A 16,879-nucleotide genomic window follows, 5' to 3' on the forward strand; every position below is an offset into this window, starting at 1 on the left:
ATGCAAAAGTCTTCACTCTACCCCACGGTTTATGTACTTGGTAACGGTCAATTAGGCAGAATGCTCCGCTATGCCGGCGCCCCTTTAGATATTCAAGTCGAACCTTTAGCTTTCAACGCCCCTATTTTTGACTTACCGAAAAATGCGGTTATCACAGCTGAAATCGAGCGTTGGGAAAAAACACCTCTCACAGAATTGCTTGGCAACCACCCCCATTTTGTTAATCAACGCATCTTTGGCTTGTTGGCGGATCGCTTTACCCAAAAATCACTACTAGATGAACTTGGGCTTTCCACTTCACCTTGGTGTCTATTGGAAAATAAAGCCCAATGGCAAAGTGTGTTCCAAAGCGTAGGTGAAAAAGTTGTGGTAAAACGCCGTACCGGCGGTTATGACGGACGCGGACAATGGATTATCACCAATGAAAACAACACTGAAATTACCGATGATTTATTCGGTGAAGTGATTGCGGAAAAATTTATTCCTTTTGATTATGAGGTGTCCCTTGTCGGCGCACGTTTCAAAAATGGTGAAAAACACTTTTACCCTGTGACACACAATCTTCAACAAAATGGCATTTTACGTTATAGCGTGATGGACACCACCTTCCCTCAACACGCCCGCCAGCAAACTCAAGCTGAAATGATGTTAGGTAAAATTATGGACAAGCTCAATTATGTGGGCGTAATGGCGATGGAATGTTTTGTCGTTGGCGATAAACTTCTGATTAATGAACTTGCCCCACGCGTACACAATAGCGGTCATTGGACACAGCTTGGCTGCACGATTAGCCAGTTTGAATTACATTTGCGTGCTTTACTGGATTTACCCACACCAAACTTAGAAACCTTTGCGCCTAGTGTCATGGTGAATTTAATTGGCACAGATCATAACCCACAATGGCTGGAGACAGAATTTGCCCAACTCCACTGGTATGGCAAAGAAGTGCGTGCAGGGCGGAAAGTCGGGCATATTAATCTTTCTCACCCGAATAAATCCATTATTATTCAACAACTGGAAAAACTTCGACATACTTTACCGGAAGATTACCAATCCGGTTTGGACTGGACAGTCGCACAATTAAAATAAATTCATTTTTGACCGCACTTTTTGATGCAATTAACAAAACAAAAAAGTGCGGTTAATTTTTATTGTGTTTTTACTTGCTAAACACAAAAGCTTGCAGTATAAAGCAACAGACCTAAATCCATTAAAAAAGGAAAACGCTATGTTTGAAAATATCAAAGCCGCCCCTGCCGATCCAATCCTTGGCTTAGGTGAAGCATTCAAATCCGAAACCCGTGCAAATAAAATCAATCTTGGCATTGGGGTATATAAAGATGCACAAGGCGCAACACCAATTATGCGTGCCGTAAAAGAAGCCGAAAAACGCTTACTTGATAAAGAAGATACCAAAAATTACCTCACCATTGACGGTATAGCGGAATACAACCGATTAACCCAAGAACTTTTATTTGGTGCAGACAGCAATATTATTAAACAACAACGTGCCAGAACCGTACAAAGTCTTGGCGGAACCGGGGCGTTACGTATTGCAGCGGAATTTATTAAACGCCAAACCAAAGCGCAAAATGTTTGGATCAGCACACCTACTTGGCCGAACCACAATGCGATTTTCAATGCGGTAGGAATGACAATTCGTGAATATCGCTATTATGATGCGGAAAACAAAACGCTAGATTGGGATAATTTAATCGCCGATTTAAGCAATGCAAACGAAGGCGATGTAGTGCTTCTGCACGGTTGCTGCCATAACCCGACCGGTATCGATCCGACACCGGAACAATGGAAACAACTTGCCGATCTTTCTGCAAAAAACGGTTGGTTACCATTATTTGATTTTGCTTATCAAGGCTTAGCAAACGGCTTAGATGAAGATGCCCTTGGTTTACGCACCTTTGCTGCAAATCACAAAGAATTGCTCGTAGCCAGCTCTTTCTCAAAAAATTTCGGTTTATATAATGAACGTGTCGGGGCATTTACGTTAGTGGCTGAAAATTCAGACATTGCTTCAACCGCCTTGACTCAAGTAAAATCCATTATCCGCACCCTCTACTCTAACCCGGCCTCTCATGGCGCGGCAACGGTAGTACAAGTGCTAAGCAATCCGATACTTCGCCAATCTTGGGATGATGAACTCACCGAAATGCGCAAACGAATCAAAAAAATGCGCCATTTATTCGTGCAATTATTAAAAGAATTTGGTGCCCAACAAGATTTTAGTTTTATTATTGAACAAAACGGCATGTTCTCTTTCAGCGGTTTAACCGCAGAACAAGTCGATCGTTTGAAAGACGAATTTGCCATTTATGCGGTGCGTTCAGGTCGCATTAACGTGGCAGGTATTACAGAAGATAATATCCGTTATTTATGTGAAAGTATTGTGAAGGTGCTTTAATCCTTCTCCCATCACAAAAGGCGTATCTTAATATGCGCCTTTATATCTATCATCTTAGGCACGTAACAATCAAATAACATTTAAAATATAATCAAATACTTTAAATGTTATTCAATTTAACATTCAAATTATTGAAAAGAACAGAGATTAATACTTTAAATCTTAAACAATCCCTTTAAAATACAAGGATTTTATTTTATCGGGGAGGGTATTTTTTATGCAATTTATAAAAATTGTCCTTGTTGGAATTGGACAAATTTTTTTACAAAAAAACGGCTTATCAGGTCTTATCATCTGCATTGCCATGTTTTTCAGCCATTGGGCTCTCGGCATCGGTTGTTTACTCGGTGCAATCATCGGCACATTAACCGCGATTAAACTCAATTATCCTAAAGAAGAAATCCAACAAGGTTTATATGGTTTCAATGCCAGCCTTGCCTTTATGTGTACTATGTTCACTTTTGGGTTAAAAGGTGTTTCACTCCCAGTTTTTCTGTTAGGGGTGATCAGTGCCGTTGTCGCAACCTTGGTTATGCGAGAATTTACCAAAAGAAATTGGGTAGCCTACACTTTTCCTTTCGTATTCACCTGTTGGATTTTTTGCTGGGGTATCTCACAAATCGGCTTATTCGGTTTATGGCAAACCACGCCGGAACTGGTGGATCACACCGCAACATTAGAATCCATCAAACAACCCTTTTATGCTTGGGCGGAAGTCAATTTTGGCGGAAGCCTCATCACCGGTATTCTGTTATTTATCGCTATCGCCATCAGCTCGCCTAATGTGGCGATATGGGGAATGAGCGCAACGATCATCAGCCCAACCTTGGCAGGTTTTCTGTTTGACATCGAACCAAATCAACTGGCAAACGGCATTTATAGTTTCTCTGCAATTCTGCTTGCCTGTGCCTTTTCTGGCAATCGATTCCGAGATCTGGTTTACGTGATTTTCGGCATTACGCTTGCAATTTGTATCCAATTTGGCGTGGAAAAAACCGGTTTAGCCCCTTATACTATCGGCTTTATTGTTACGGCTTGGCTTATTCTATGGATTAAGGGCAAAGTCGATCACAGCAAGGTGAGTTCGGAAAAACTCAGTAATTTATTTAATCCATAATAAAGAGAGAAGATAACTATGCATTTAACATCAAGAGAACAAGAAAAATTAATGCTTTTTCTTGCAGGTGAGCTTGCGGCAAAACGCAAAGCCCGTGGCGTAAAATTAAACTATCCTGAATCTATCGCTTATATTGCCAGCCATCTACAAGAAGCGGCACGTGACGGCATGACGGTGGCGGAAGTAATGCAGTACGGTGCAACACTTTTAACTGTCGATGATGTGATGGAAGGCATCCCCGAAATGGTACATGAAGTGCAAATTGAAGCAACCTTTCCCGATGGTACAAAACTCGTTACCGTGCACAATCCGATCAGATAAAGGTTATACGACTGAAGGAAGAATTGTAGTGAAGTGGCAAAAATCAATGAAAAATAACCGCTCTTTTCTCCCTTTGTAAACGAAACAAAATAAAGGAATAACACAATGATCCCAGGCGAATATAAATTAGCAAACGGTGATATTCACGCGAATATTGGGCGGAAAACCGTAAAAATCGATGTCGTTAATAAAGGCGACCGTCCAATTCAAGTTGGATCGCATTACCACTTTTTTGAAACCAATAATGCCCTTGAATTTGACCGCACTTTAACCCGTGGTATGCGTTTAAACGTCCCCTCAGGCAATGCTGTGCGTTTTGAGCCGGGTGAGGTCAAAACCGTGGAGTTAGTAGAATTTGGCGGAAACAAAGTGATTTACGGTTTCCATAATAAAATCGACGGCAAATTGTAGGGGGGAAATAATGACATTAACAATTCCAAGAGCCCAATATGTCGCAACTTATGGCCCGACGGTGGGCGATAGCGTGCGTTTAGGCGATACGGATTTATGGGCAACCATTGAACAAGATTTACTCACTCAAGGTGATGAATGTAAGTTTGGCGGTGGAAAAAGTGTCCGCGACGGTATGGCACAATCCGGTACGGCAACGCGTGATAATCCCAATGTCCTTGATCTTGTCATCACTAATGTGATGATTATTGATGCGAAACTTGGCATTATCAAAGCAGATATTGGTATTCGTGACGGGCGAATCGTTGGCATAGGTCAAGCCGGTAATCCCGATACAATGGACGGCGTTACCCCAAATATGATTATCGGTGTCAGTACAGAAGTCCATAATGGCGCTAATTTAATTGCGACAGCAGGGGGAATTGATACCCACATTCACTTTATCTGCCCGCAACAAGCCCAACACGCCCTCGAAAACGGTACAACAACATTAATTGGCGGTGGTACAGGCCCGGCAGACGGTACGCACGCCACCACCTGTACACCGGGAGCGTGGAATCTGCAAAGAATGTTTCAAGCAGCGGAAGCATTGCCTGTCAATGTCGGCTTTTTCGGTAAAGGCAACTGTTCAACCCTTGAACCGTTAAGAGAGCAAATTCGTGCCGGCGCATTAGGTTTGAAAATTCATGAAGACTGGGGGGCAACACCGGCAGTCATCAATGCGGCACTGAAAGTCGCAGACGAAATGGACGTACAAGTAGCGATCCACACCGATACCCTCAATGAGAGCGGCTTCTTAGAAGATACGATGAAAGCCATTGACGGACGAGTGATCCACACTTTCCACACTGAAGGTGCTGGCGGCGGACACGCTCCCGACATCATTAAAGCGGCAATGTATCCGAATGTACTCCCCGCTTCCACCAACCCGACCCGTCCGTTCACGGTAAACACCATTGACGAGCATTTGGATATGTTGATGGTTTGTCATCATTTAGATAAGTGCGTACCGGAAGATGTCGCGTTCGCAGACAGTCGTATCCGTCCTGAAACCATTGCCGCAGAAGATATTCTGCACGATATCGGCGTATTCTCAATTATGAGTTCCGACTCGCAAGCAATGGGACGTGTCGGTGAAGTGGTCACCCGTACTTGGCAAACCGCAGACAAAATGAAAGCACAACGTGGCGAACTTGGTTCGGAAGGCAACGATAACTTCCGCATTAAACGCTACATCGCCAAATACACTATCAACCCGGCTATTGCTCACGGTATTGCGGATCACGTTGGCTCATTAGAAGTCGGCAAAATTGCCGATATTGTGTTATGGAAACCGATGTTTTTCGGTGTAAAACCTGAAACCGTTATCAAAAAAGGCTTGATTAGCTATGCCAAAATGGGCGATCCGAATGCCTCAATCCCTACACCACAACCGGTATTCTACCGCCCGATGTATGGCAGCCAAGGCAAAGCTACCGCCCAAACCGCTGTGTACTTCGTGTCACAAGCCGGTGTTGATGCGAATATTAAAGAAAATTTCGGTATCGAAAAAGAGCTCATTGCGGTAAAAGGCTGCCGTAATATTGGCAAAAAAGACTTGGTTCATAATGATGCCACACCTGAAATTACTGTCGATCCGGAACGTTACGAAGTTCGAGTGAACGGCGAACTTATCACTTGTGAACCCGCCGAGAAAGTGCCATTGGCTCAGCGGTATTTTATGTTCTAGTTATTCTCTCTCTTCTACCGATTTGTAGAAAAGAGAATGTTGAGTTTTATCGAAAAAATATGAAAATTATCAACTCCATTCTCCCCATTATGGAAAACATCTTGGGCAATTTATCCGACCTTCAACAAGAAGGTAAAATCACCACTCAAGCCATTGAGCGTGTGCCGTTACAATGGTATGAAAGCGAACGCAATATTTTACGAAAAACCACTGACACAGGACGTGAAGTGGCGTTTCGTTTGCTCAAAGAAGGGCAACGGTTGAAACATAATGATGTGGTGTTTATTAGCGATGAACTGGCAATCGTGATCGATATTTTGCCAAGTGAAGTCATCGTACTTTCACCAAAAACCTTACCTGAAATGGCGCGAGCCTGCTATGAAATCGGTAACAAACATTCACCGCTGTTTTTAGACGGTGATGAAGTCACCTTATCTTATGACAAACCGATGTTTGATTGGCTACAAGCTGCGGGATTTAATCCGCAAAAAGCAGAACGCCGTTTAAGCCAAGCGTTGCGCGCCAATTCCGCACAAGGACACGGTCATTCGCACAGCCATGCTCACGCTCATTCACAGGGTACTTACCATCACCACGGAGACGGAAATTGGCATCAACATTAAACCGTAATTTAGCTAAAAACCGTAGTTTGGCTGATCTAGGCGCATTGCTACACTTGGTTGATCCAACCCTACCTATTGGCGGATTTAACCATTCCAACGGTTTGGAAACTTTCGTCCAACAACGTATTGTGGAAAGCAAAGCTACGCTTGAAGACTATGTTCAAACCCAGCTGTTACAAAACTGGATTTACAATGACGGGGCGTATCTTTCTCTTTCCTTCAATGCAATGGAAAGCCACGATTTCGACCGCTTATGCGAACTGGATTGGGAACTTTCCGCCACCAAGGTGGCTCGTGAAAGCCGTGAAGGCAGCTTTAAACTCGGTGTGCGGTTGCTCAAAATTTTCATTCGCTATGAAAATCATCCAGTTCTCATGGCATATCAGCAAGCGATCAGCGAAAAATGCGTACAAGGCTACTTCCCTATCGTATTCGCTATGATCGCCCAAACAATGGGTCTCACCAAAGCCGATACGCTCTATGCCTTTTATTACAACGCAGCAGTCGGTGTGATCACCAACGGTGTAAAACTGATTCCGTTAAGTCAAATGGACGGACAAGATATTTTGTTCGGCTTGCGTCAACCGCTGCAACAAGCGGTAGAACTAAGTTTAAATCCTAATCTTGACTGGCTTGGTTCTGCCACTCTCGCCAATGATATTCGGGCAATGCAACATGAACAGCTTTATACTCGATTATATATGTCATAAATAAATTTATTCATTTCTCCGTAAACGACGGAAGTCAAAAGTGCGGTCATTTCTAAACTATTTTTGCTAAGGAAAACCAATGCGTAATTACATTAAAATCGGCGTAGCCGGCCCAGTCGGGGCAGGTAAAACGGCGCTAATTGAAAAACTCACTCGTGAAATTGCCGGCAAATACAGTGTTGCGGTAATCACCAATGATATTTACACTCAAGAAGATGCGGAGTTTTTAACCAAAAACAGTCTGCTTCCCCCTGAACGTATTATGGGCGTGGAAACCGGTGGCTGCCCTCATACGGCAATCCGAGAAGACGCCTCAATGAACTTAGAGGCGGTTGATGAAATGGTAGCCCGTTTCCCTGATGTGGAAATCGTGTTCATTGAATCAGGTGGGGATAATCTTTCTGCAACCTTTAGCCCAGACTTGGCAGATGTCACCATTTTCGTGATCGACGTGGCACAAGGTGAAAAAATTCCACGTAAAGGCGGGCCGGGTATTACCCGCTCGGATTTACTGGTTATCAACAAAACCGATCTTGCGCCGTTCGTCGGGGCGGATTTAAGCGTGATGGAACGAGACGCCCGCCGTATGCGTAACGGTCAGCCATTTATTTTCACCAATCTGATGAAAAAAGAAAATCTCGATGGGGTGATCGGCTGGATCGAAAAATATGCATTATTGAAAAATGTAGAAGAACCTACGGGATTGATAAGATAAAAACGATCCCTCTTTTTAGCAAAGAGGGAATGATCGGTTTGAAAAATAATGAACAGTAAACTCAAACTTTCCACCAAACTTTCTCCAAACGGGAAAACCCAACTTGCCGAATATTTTGCCACACCACCCTTTAAGGTGATGGTTTTACCCCACTATTCGGGTAGTTGGCGGCAGGGGTTGAATGCCATGCAAATGTCGTCTTCCCCCGGTGTGTTGGCGGGTGATAGGCTGAATATTCAAATTTCTTTGGCAAAATCAACCGCACTTTCGCTCAATACTCAGGCGTTTACCCGTGTTCAATCAATGAATGCAGGCGACTGTGCCGAGCAACTCACACAAATTCATTTGGCAGAGGGAAGCCGCTTATTCTATTTGCCTCATCCCTTAGTGTTGCATAAAGATTCTGCTTTTAAACAGAAAACCTTAATTGAAATGTGTGAAAAGGCGGAGCTTATTTATGGTGAGATTATCGCTGTTGGGCGTGTGTTGAATGATGAACGTTTTGCTTTTAGACGGTTTTCATCCCATTTGAAAATTTATACATTGCAAAATGACGGAAAAAAACGACCGTTGGTATCAGATTGTATTCAATGGCAGCCCTCCGCAATGAATCTCACCGCATTAAGCCAAATGGAAAATTATTCTCATCAAGGCTCATTAATCTATCTAAACCTAGGCAAAAGTGCGGTTGAATTGAAAGCGGTTTTACAATCTATCCACACTCAAATTGCTGAAGTAAAAAATATGTTAGTTGGCGCCTCACTCTTGAACGAGGGAGGAATGATGCTTCGTGTTCTCGGACACCGTGCCGAACAAATACAAACGCTTTTTCAAGAAATCGCTCAACGTTTTCAAACGAAAAGCCAATAAAACGGGTAGATTGTTCTACCCTATTTTGTTATACGCCCACATATTCCAATTCAGGTAAATTTAACGTCCGTAAAAGCTGTTCAGCCATGTTTTTATGGCTAAAATTTACCACCCGTTCAGCCATTACGATACGCTGAATATCCCCGAGCTTTTTATTATTGAGATAAGCAAAATTCAAGGCGGTTTGTAATGCAGGCAAACTTGGATTAAACGCCGCATTTTCTGCATATTGCCCGTGAATTGTCTCACCATTTTTAAATAAAATCGCAATGCCATGGGGGCTTTCGGAATAAGGGCAATGGGATTGATTCGCGGCTAAAATCGCTTGATTAATCAATTCATCGGAAGAATTAGCAGCCAAATGATGATCTTCTTTTGCTAATAGATGTGTCGCAATATTTAAATCTTTTGGCCCAAAAGAATCCGGCAAATAATTCTGTAAAGGATTATGTAAACTATGGGGTAGGTGAATATTTAAACGTTCTGCACCGTGCAGCTCATTCATAAATTGTCGGCAATGACCGCAGGGCGTGTAATTAACAACCACATCGGTAATCCTTGTTTCACCACGCAACCACGCATGGCTAATGGCACTTTGTTCCGCATGAATAGTTTGCTGAATCGCCGTATCGGCAAACTCCTGATTCGCACCAAAGTAAAAATCGCCCTGTTCGCCTATTGCCACTGCACCAACATTAAAACGGGAAATGTCCGCATGACTATAACAAGCCACGACGGGAAGTAAATATATTGCCAATTCCAAAGGGTTATAATCAAAATCCCGACAAAGCCGTGCGACTTGTTGATGATTTAAAAAACCTACCCACTGCCCTTCTTCAAGTTTTTTGATAATTGCTTGATTGAGAGCAATATCTAATGGCAATACATTTTTAATTAATTCCTGCACATTCTCTCCTTAAAAACATTTTAAAATTTAACCGCACTTATTGTAGATCAAAATCAGACTAATCAATCGCTTATTTACAAGATTTGTTAAAAAGATCAGAAGCTAAGCACGGCGGACATTTGTTAATTAATCGTTAAACCTTTCAAAATATTGGTTTTGATACAAATAATCTATTAATTCTATCTAATAAAAGTGGCTTTATTCCCTACTTTTATTATGTATAATGACGACACTTGAAACGAAACAGTTTCGGCTTCTAAAAAATTCATTAACAACATAAGGGGAAATCATTATGTCAAAAACATCAATCGGACTAGATACAGCAAAATCGGCAGAATTAGCAAGTAAATTAAATGACCTACTGGCAACCTATCAAGTTTTCTATACCAACATTCGTGGTTATCACTGGAATATTAAAGGCGTAAACTTCTTTGAGTTACATGCAAAATTTGAAGAAATTTACACAGATTTAGTCACTAAAGTAGATGAAGTGGCAGAACGTATCTTAACCCTAGGCTACACCCCAAATAATGCTTATAGCCAATACTTAAAAGTATCCCGCATTCAAGAAGACATTGCCGTAAGCGGTGCACAAGAATGTTTATCCGGAACCTTATCCGGCTTAAAAGTATTACTTGAGCAACAACGCGAAATTTTAGCCCTTGCAGGCGATGCGGATGATGAAGGTACTGCCTCTCAAATGAGCGACTACATCAAAGAACAAGAAAAACTTGTCTGGATGTTCCAAGCGGCTTGCCAAACTTGCCACGCATAATTGAGAAATGATGAAAAAACCTGCCGCTTGGCAGGTTTTTTAGTTTATTAAATTGCTTTATCAAAATACAAGTCTACGCCACTTAGTTCGGACATTTTCTCCAAATATGCCGTCACTTCCGCCGGAAATTGAATACCACGGACACAAGTTAAATTACGCAACATTGGGAAAACGATAATATCTTCCAAGGAAAGCGCCCCATTCAATGCAGAAGCGGATTTCATCAGTGGCACAAGATTGTCGAGATCCTGATGTAAGCGAACAAGATAGTTTGCCGTTTCATCTAAATTCTGTTGAAAATCCCCGATTGATTCGGTTTTCTTTTTAGTAAAATAATCCACCGCACTTTGAGTTTTAAATTCCGGTAAGCCCATTTTCACAAAGCGTGGGCTTAGCAAATGGTTGTAATAACTACCGACGGTTTTCGTCCAAGCATCAATTTCAGGACGAAGTGGTTCGGAAAGCATTTTTTCACCGATATTCTCATCCACATAACGGACAATATCCAAACTTTCCGGCATTGCCGTTCCGTCCTCTTTAATTAAAATCGGTACTACTTTTTTACCCACTAACCCGATCGGCGTCGTTTCATCATCATTGGCTAAAATAACCAATTCAAAAGGGATATTTTTCAAGCCGAAAATCATTCTTGCACGCACACAAAACGGGCAATGATCATAAGCATATAATTTCATATTAGTCTCCTGTTTGAATGAAATTTTCTAATAGTTTACCTAATCCACTCTGCCGTTTTACCGTTTGGCGCACGGCCATTTTCCAAATTTTTTCATCGGCAAAAACCCTGAGTGATTTCTTGGCTCGGGTTACAGCAGTAAACACCAATTCGCGGGAAAGTACAGGATTAGGCTCTATCGGTAATACCATCAGCGTGTGATCAAATTCCGAACCTTGCGATTTATGGATCGTCATCATAAATGCCGGTTCATGGGCAGGAATACGGCTGGTTAATACTTCACGATCACCAAACCATACCTTACCCTTTGCCAAACACAATCCAATATCGCCGTTATACAAGCGTATATTGTGATCGTTTTCGGTAATCATAATTGGCTTGCCAATATACCAATCTTGCTCATTGTGAAACCAAATAAGATTTGCACGACGGAGGGCTAACGCGATTTCTTTATTTAGATTTTCTACCCCCAATGCACTGCTACGAAGTGCGGTCAAAAATCGGCTTGAATTAAAAAGGGATTGAATGATCTCCGCATAGGTTTTGCCGTTTTCGTCCTGACTATTAAAATCTTTATTCTGTCTCTGTAACTCACGTAATGCAGTTAAATAAATACCATAATTTTCTACCGCACTTTGCACCACTTGATGCACAAAGACAGGATCATCTTGTTCGACATCAAAACCATTAAAATGCAATTCCTGCGGATATTCCGAGAATAATGCCAGACTTTCTTCCCCTTTCCCCTGCTTAATCTGTTCGGCAAGTTTGCCAATGCCGGAATGTTTATCAAAACGACGACTAAAAGTAAGATGACATAAACAATCACGCATAGGATTGATTATTGCGGCACTCGGCACATTATAACCCGTCGTTTGGTGCAAATAATCGGCTTGTTCATCGCTATAAGGTTGGTTTGCCCACTGTGCCAATTCCCCCAATACGGCACCCGCTTCCACAGAAGCAAGTTGCGCTTGATCCCCTAATAAAATCAAACGGGTTTCCGGTTTTAACGCATTAACTAATTTTGCCATTAATGGCAAATCAATCATTGACGTTTCATCCACCACCAATACATCCAATTGTAACGGATTATGTTCATTATGACGGGTATTCTCGTTAAAAGCATTGATTCCAAGCAGACTATGTAAGGTGCCGGCTTTTTGTGGAATAGACTGCAATAAGCGCTCGGATAACGCCATAGACTCTTGCAAACGCTGTAAAGCATGATGAATGGATTCTTCTAAACGGGAAGCGGCTTTTCCTGTCGGTGCGACTAATTTAATGTGTAATTGATACTGATATAACTCTTGCAATACCAGTAATAAACGGGCAACCGTTGTTGTTTTTCCCGTGCCGGGGCCCCCGGTAATCACACTAAAGGTGCTTTTAATTGCAGTCGCGACCGCAACTTTTTGCCAATCAACCGCGCCAATTTTTTCGCTTTCCTCTACTTTAGATGGGAAATAAACCGCCAATTTTTGGCGGATGTCATCATAGGAAAACGCTAAAGTGCGGTTATTTTTCAATGTATTTTTAATATATCGAGCCACACGATATTCATCGTGCCAAATACGATAAAAATATAAAGCGTTAAATTGAAACACCATAGGGGCAGCCTGACTGTGTGGAGTTTGGCTAAAAGCAATGTGCCCCTGTAGTGCTGCCTGCCACTGTTCTACGGGCAAATAATTAATTTTTTGCTGAATTTCCGCCAAATAATTTTTTTCGGTCACACGATATGCCAAGCCGAACAAATTTCGTTCCAATGTTTTATCTAATTCAATGCAGGTATTTCCTTGCGCATAGTGCCAACTACAAAGTGCGGCAAGTAACACCGCCAAATTCTTAACGGTTTCAGGCTGATTAGCCGGCTGTTTATCCCCGATCAATTTGGCAAAATAGTAATCGGCTAAACTGATAATCCCCTGCTCATTCAGCATTCGTAATAGGCTCAACATCAAAAGATCTCCTCTAATTCAGAAATGAGTTGCATCTCGGGACGATCGAAAAATATGCCGGATTGGGTTTCTCCGTTCATACCTCGTAGGAAAAGATAAAATACACCGCCAAAATGACGCGCATAATCATAGTTGCGATCCGCTGTTTTTAAATAACGGTGCAATGCCAATGTATAGAGTAAATATTGCCAATCATAATGGTGATGTAACATCGTTTTTTCTAAGTTGTCCGAGGCATAATCACGTGGTTTATCGCCAAGAAAATTGGATTTATAATCCAGCAAATAATACTTATCCTGATAGCGAAACACTAAATCAATTGTGCCCCGTACCATGCCTTGAATATCCTCAAACTGTAGCGCCTCACTCGATAAATGATGGTGTCTTTTTAATGCCCGATTAAAGGCGGCGACATCAAAACGATCACGAATAGCCAAATAAAACGCCATTTCTTTAATGTAATCGCTCTTGTCTAACGCATTTAGTGTCAAATTAACGGATTCGGACAACGGCGTTTGCACGATGTCTTCAAACCATTGCTGTAAAGAAGGAGTATAGGATTCGTCTAATTGTAATTCTTGGCAGAGTTTTTCTATTGTAGCCACATTACTCAGCGCATTAAATTCATTTTTTTCTAAATACCGATGGAGCAATGTACCAACGTGCGTACCACGTGGAAGCTCAGAAACAATTTGTCTTTTTTCATCAGAAAGTGCGGTTGATATTTCAGCAGAATTTTCCGATATGAGTTGTGTATCGTAATCTTTTGTTTCATCAAAAACAGAGGAATTTTTCACCGCACTTTCATTAAGATAATCTTTCCAACGATGTGCCTGTTCAATTCCGGTAAAACTCGTTACCCGCCAATTTTGTTCGATTTCACCGTAAAATTCCGCAACCGAAAGCCCGTCTTCGTGATGAGATAAAACCAAAGGCGGCAATTTATTTAATTTTTCTGCCGATTCAATCAATACGCCACCAGACATTTGACTGACGAATGTTTCGAGCAACGGTGCGGTGAGATAGCTTTGCGACAACACCGGATTCTCGCCGATTTCCCCTTGGGTTAGCACATAAAGTAACGGATTCCATTTTTTCTCAAATTGTGTCGGTAAAGCGAACGCCATTTGATATTTTGCCCGAGTTAATGCCACGTAGAGCAAACGCAGTTCTTCCGCAAAGGTTTCTTGATTAATCAAGGTCGAATGCTGATTTTCCATATCCCACAACATCCCCTCCCGCTCTTTTGAGTAATAGAGATTGATCTCTTTTTTCGCGGATTTTGTCGGATCACGGCTCGGCACGGCTAAAAACGGTAACCATACCAAATCATATTCCAACCCTTTGGATTTATGAATCGTTACAATTTTCACCAGCTGACGCTCGCTTTCCAAACGAATTTGCGCTTCTTGCCGGATTGCTTCTTGAATTTGTTTTTCAAACCAACTCAATAAAGCCGCCTCACTATCATTTAACGTCGAAGCCTGCTGTAAAATTTCGCTAAGATGTAAAAAATCCGTTAAATCACGCTCGCCGCTCGCCAGCCCGAGCAAACGCTCGGCAATTTTTTGTTCAAGTAAAAGTCTATGCAGCATTGGCAATACCCCTTGCTGCTGCCAAGTTTGTCGGTACTGCGCAAAACCGTCCGCCCAACGTTGCCAATCTTGTTCGTTATGATGAATTTGATGAATTTCTGTGGCACTTAAACCAAAAAGCGTGGTAGCGATAGCATTTAAAATAGAACGTTCCGTTACATTCAAACAGGCTTTCAAAACAAGCACCAATTCTTTGGCGACCCTGCTGTCAAAAACGCTGTTTTGATCGGATAAATAAACGGAAGCAATACCCAACTGCTGCAATTCTGTTTTAACCAGTGCGGCTTCATTTTTATCACGCACCAATACGGCGATATCCGCTGCTTGTAAAATTTTGCTATCCTGTAGGTCGCCTTGCCCTTTAAAAACAGCCTGATTTTCAACCGCACTTTTTATCCAATGTTGAATAGAAACGGCACAGGTGCGGGCAAGTGCCGTTTTATCCGTTTTTTCACCCTCATTTAAATAAAAGCGATAAGCCGGCTCTTGTTCGCCATTTAAATAAAATTGACGATGATCCGTTCTTGCATTAACCGGGGTAAATTCAATATTGTGATAAATAAACGGCGAGTTAGGAAAATCGAATAATCTGTTTACGCCTTCCACCACCCGTTGTTCAGAGCGGTAATTTTTCATTAAGCTGAAACGTTCATCTGCCTGAGCGGCGGCTTTCAGATAAGTAAAAATATCCGCACCACGGAAACGATATATCGCCTGTTTAGGATCACCAATCATAATGAAACCGCTATTTTTAGTCGGTTTTTCACGATAAATCGTTGAGAAAATCGCGTATTGTTGTGCATCCGTATCCTGAAATTCATCAATCATGGCAAAAGGATATTGAAAACGGATCATTTCCGCCAATTGATCGCCTTGTGCTTGTTGTAGGGCTTCACAAAGCAATCGCAATAAATCATCAAAGGATTTTTCTTGATGGTTAAGTTGATATGCAAGCAGTTTCTGCTGAATACCTTGACGATAATGGTAAAGAATAAGTTTGTACAATAATTCGGGGGAAATAGTTTGTTGAAATTCTTCAGCCAAACGATCCAATTTTTCTAAAATGGGGAAACTATTAGGCTGTTTTTCCTTTGCCGCGTTGGCATTCAGCGCAGATTGCGTAAAATATTTTATAATATCTTCGCTTAATGAATGATCCGTTCTATTCTTTGCCCAAGCCGCTACCCGTGCATAATAACCGGGTAAATTGTTAGACCTATATTTATTGCCGTTTAATCGCTTATTTTGAAGTTCTTGTGCAATGAAATCCTTAATTTCCGGCTCATTTTCTTGCCATGTTTGTTTTAATTTATCAAGGATATGACGTTGCTCCGCCACTTTCTTAAAAAGCCTTTCAAGAGACAAGGTTAGCAGATCGGCATTTTCCAATTCCGCATCGAAATCTTTTCCGATATCATTTTTAAGCACCGCTAATACGCTATCCGGTGATATGAATTCTTGCGCAATAAAATTGGCAATTTCAAAGGGCTGCGGGTAAAAATGTTCACGCCAAAATTCATTGGCAAATTGTTTCAATAAATCCGACTGATCTTTCACCAATTCCAAATTAAAATGAACGCCGGAATGAAAAGCGTATTGCATCAGCATTCGGCGACAGAAGCCATGAATGGTGAAAATAGCGGCAAGATCCATATTTTGTTCCGCTAATTTTAAACGCTGAATGGCAAGTGTAAGGTCATTGATATGTCGAGAAAGTGCGGTCAGAAATTCGTCATTTTTAAACGCACTTTCCGTTTTTGTTTCTGCATAAGCAGACAATTTTTGAATGGCATCCGTAATGCGTTCACGGATTTTTTGCTTCAGCTCTTCTGTCGCCATTTCCGTAAAAGTTACCACCAAAATTTCTTCCACATTCAACGGGCGTGAGAAATTCTGTTCTCCCGCTTGCAGCAAAAGTCTGAGGTATAAAGAACCGATGGTATAGGTTTTTCCCGTACCGGCTGAGGCTTCGATTAAATTGATTTGGTTTAAGGGTAAAGTGACGGGGTCAAGAGGCGTTGATTTTGTCATT

General features: G+C 41.8%; 15 protein-coding genes. 11 read left to right on the forward strand and 4 right to left on the reverse strand.

Features of this window, described 5'->3' with window-relative positions:
• The 10 genes from purK (at nt 1) to PNEUHYL_RS06685 (ending at nt 8,915) form a co-directional block, all read left to right on the forward strand.
• Nucleotides 1–1,089: a 5-(carboxyamino)imidazole ribonucleotide synthase gene (purK, locus tag PNEUHYL_RS06640; RefSeq protein WP_059366410.1), complete on the forward strand. Its 1,089-nt coding sequence runs from the start codon at nt 1–3 to the stop codon at nt 1,087–1,089.
• Between the two features lie 139 nt (nt 1,090–1,228).
• Nucleotides 1,229–2,419, forward strand: a complete 1,191-nt coding sequence (locus tag PNEUHYL_RS06645; protein WP_059366411.1) for an amino acid aminotransferase — start codon at nt 1,229–1,231, stop codon at nt 2,417–2,419.
• Nucleotides 2,420–2,636: 217 nt separating this feature from the next.
• A complete protein-coding gene (locus tag PNEUHYL_RS06650; protein ID WP_059366412.1) occupies nt 2,637–3,536 on the forward strand; it encodes an urea transporter in 900 nt (299 codons plus the stop codon).
• An 18-nt stretch (nt 3,537–3,554) separates the two neighbouring features.
• Nucleotides 3,555–3,857: an urease subunit gamma gene (gene ureA, locus PNEUHYL_RS06655; RefSeq protein ID WP_059366413.1), complete on the forward strand. Its 303-nt coding sequence runs from the start codon at nt 3,555–3,557 to the stop codon at nt 3,855–3,857.
• A 105-nt stretch (nt 3,858–3,962) separates the two neighbouring features.
• A complete protein-coding gene (gene ureB / locus PNEUHYL_RS06660) occupies nt 3,963–4,268 on the forward strand; it encodes an urease subunit beta (protein WP_059366414.1) in 306 nt (101 codons plus the stop codon).
• Nucleotides 4,269–4,278: 10 nt separating this feature from the next.
• Nucleotides 4,279–5,997, forward strand: a complete 1,719-nt coding sequence (gene ureC, locus PNEUHYL_RS06665) for an urease subunit alpha (RefSeq protein WP_059366415.1) — start codon at nt 4,279–4,281, stop codon at nt 5,995–5,997.
• Nucleotides 5,998–6,056: 59 nt separating this feature from the next.
• On the forward strand, nt 6,057–6,620 hold the full coding sequence (gene ureE, locus PNEUHYL_RS06670; protein WP_059366416.1) for an urease accessory protein UreE: 564 nt from the start codon (nt 6,057–6,059) through the stop codon (nt 6,618–6,620).
• 26 nt (nt 6,621–6,646) lie between these two features.
• Nucleotides 6,647–7,330, forward strand: a complete 684-nt coding sequence (locus PNEUHYL_RS06675) for an urease accessory protein UreF (RefSeq protein ID WP_110890505.1) — start codon at nt 6,647–6,649, stop codon at nt 7,328–7,330.
• Nucleotides 7,331–7,409: 79 nt separating this feature from the next.
• The gene (gene ureG / locus PNEUHYL_RS06680) at nt 7,410–8,045 is read left to right on the forward strand and encodes an urease accessory protein UreG (protein WP_059366418.1); all 636 of its coding nucleotides are present in this window, start codon (nt 7,410–7,412) and stop codon (nt 8,043–8,045) included.
• A gap of 48 nt (nt 8,046–8,093) precedes the next feature.
• Entirely contained in the window at nt 8,094–8,915 is an 822-nt protein-coding gene (locus PNEUHYL_RS06685) for an urease accessory protein UreD (RefSeq protein ID WP_059366419.1), read from the forward strand.
• A 28-nt stretch (nt 8,916–8,943) separates the two neighbouring features.
• Here the strand turns inward: PNEUHYL_RS06685 and cdd are convergent, their stop codons facing one another.
• On the reverse strand, nt 8,944–9,822 hold the full coding sequence (gene cdd / locus PNEUHYL_RS06690; protein WP_059366420.1) for a cytidine deaminase: 879 nt from the start codon (nt 9,820–9,822) through the stop codon (nt 8,944–8,946).
• 292 nt (nt 9,823–10,114) lie between these two features.
• On the opposite strand from cdd, the gene PNEUHYL_RS06695 reads away from it, so the two are divergent.
• The gene (locus PNEUHYL_RS06695; RefSeq protein ID WP_059366421.1) at nt 10,115–10,597 is read left to right on the forward strand and encodes a Dps family protein; all 483 of its coding nucleotides are present in this window, start codon (nt 10,115–10,117) and stop codon (nt 10,595–10,597) included.
• 47 nt (nt 10,598–10,644) lie between these two features.
• Here PNEUHYL_RS06695 and PNEUHYL_RS06700 read toward each other — a convergent pair whose 3' ends face one another.
• From PNEUHYL_RS06700 to recB, 3 genes are read right to left on the reverse strand one after another with little or no spacing between them, the layout of a single operon-like run.
• The gene (locus PNEUHYL_RS06700) at nt 10,645–11,292 is read right to left on the reverse strand and encodes a GrxB family glutaredoxin (RefSeq protein ID WP_059366422.1); all 648 of its coding nucleotides are present in this window, start codon (nt 11,290–11,292) and stop codon (nt 10,645–10,647) included.
• 1 nt (nt 11,293) lies between these two features.
• Entirely contained in the window at nt 11,294–13,252 is a 1,959-nt protein-coding gene (gene recD, locus PNEUHYL_RS06705) for an exodeoxyribonuclease V subunit alpha (RefSeq protein WP_059366423.1), read from the reverse strand.
• Nucleotides 13,252–16,878 (reverse strand): exodeoxyribonuclease V subunit beta, encoded by a 3,627-nt coding sequence (gene recB / locus PNEUHYL_RS06710; RefSeq protein WP_059366424.1) that lies wholly within the window; start codon nt 16,876–16,878, stop codon nt 13,252–13,254. The genes recD and recB overlap by 1 nt, the downstream gene beginning before the upstream one ends.
• Nucleotide 16,879: the final 1 nt, after the last annotated feature.

The organism is Rodentibacter caecimuris (assembly GCF_001019715.1).
In the GTDB taxonomy this organism is placed as follows: Bacteria; Pseudomonadota; Gammaproteobacteria; order Enterobacterales; family Pasteurellaceae; genus Rodentibacter; species Rodentibacter caecimuris.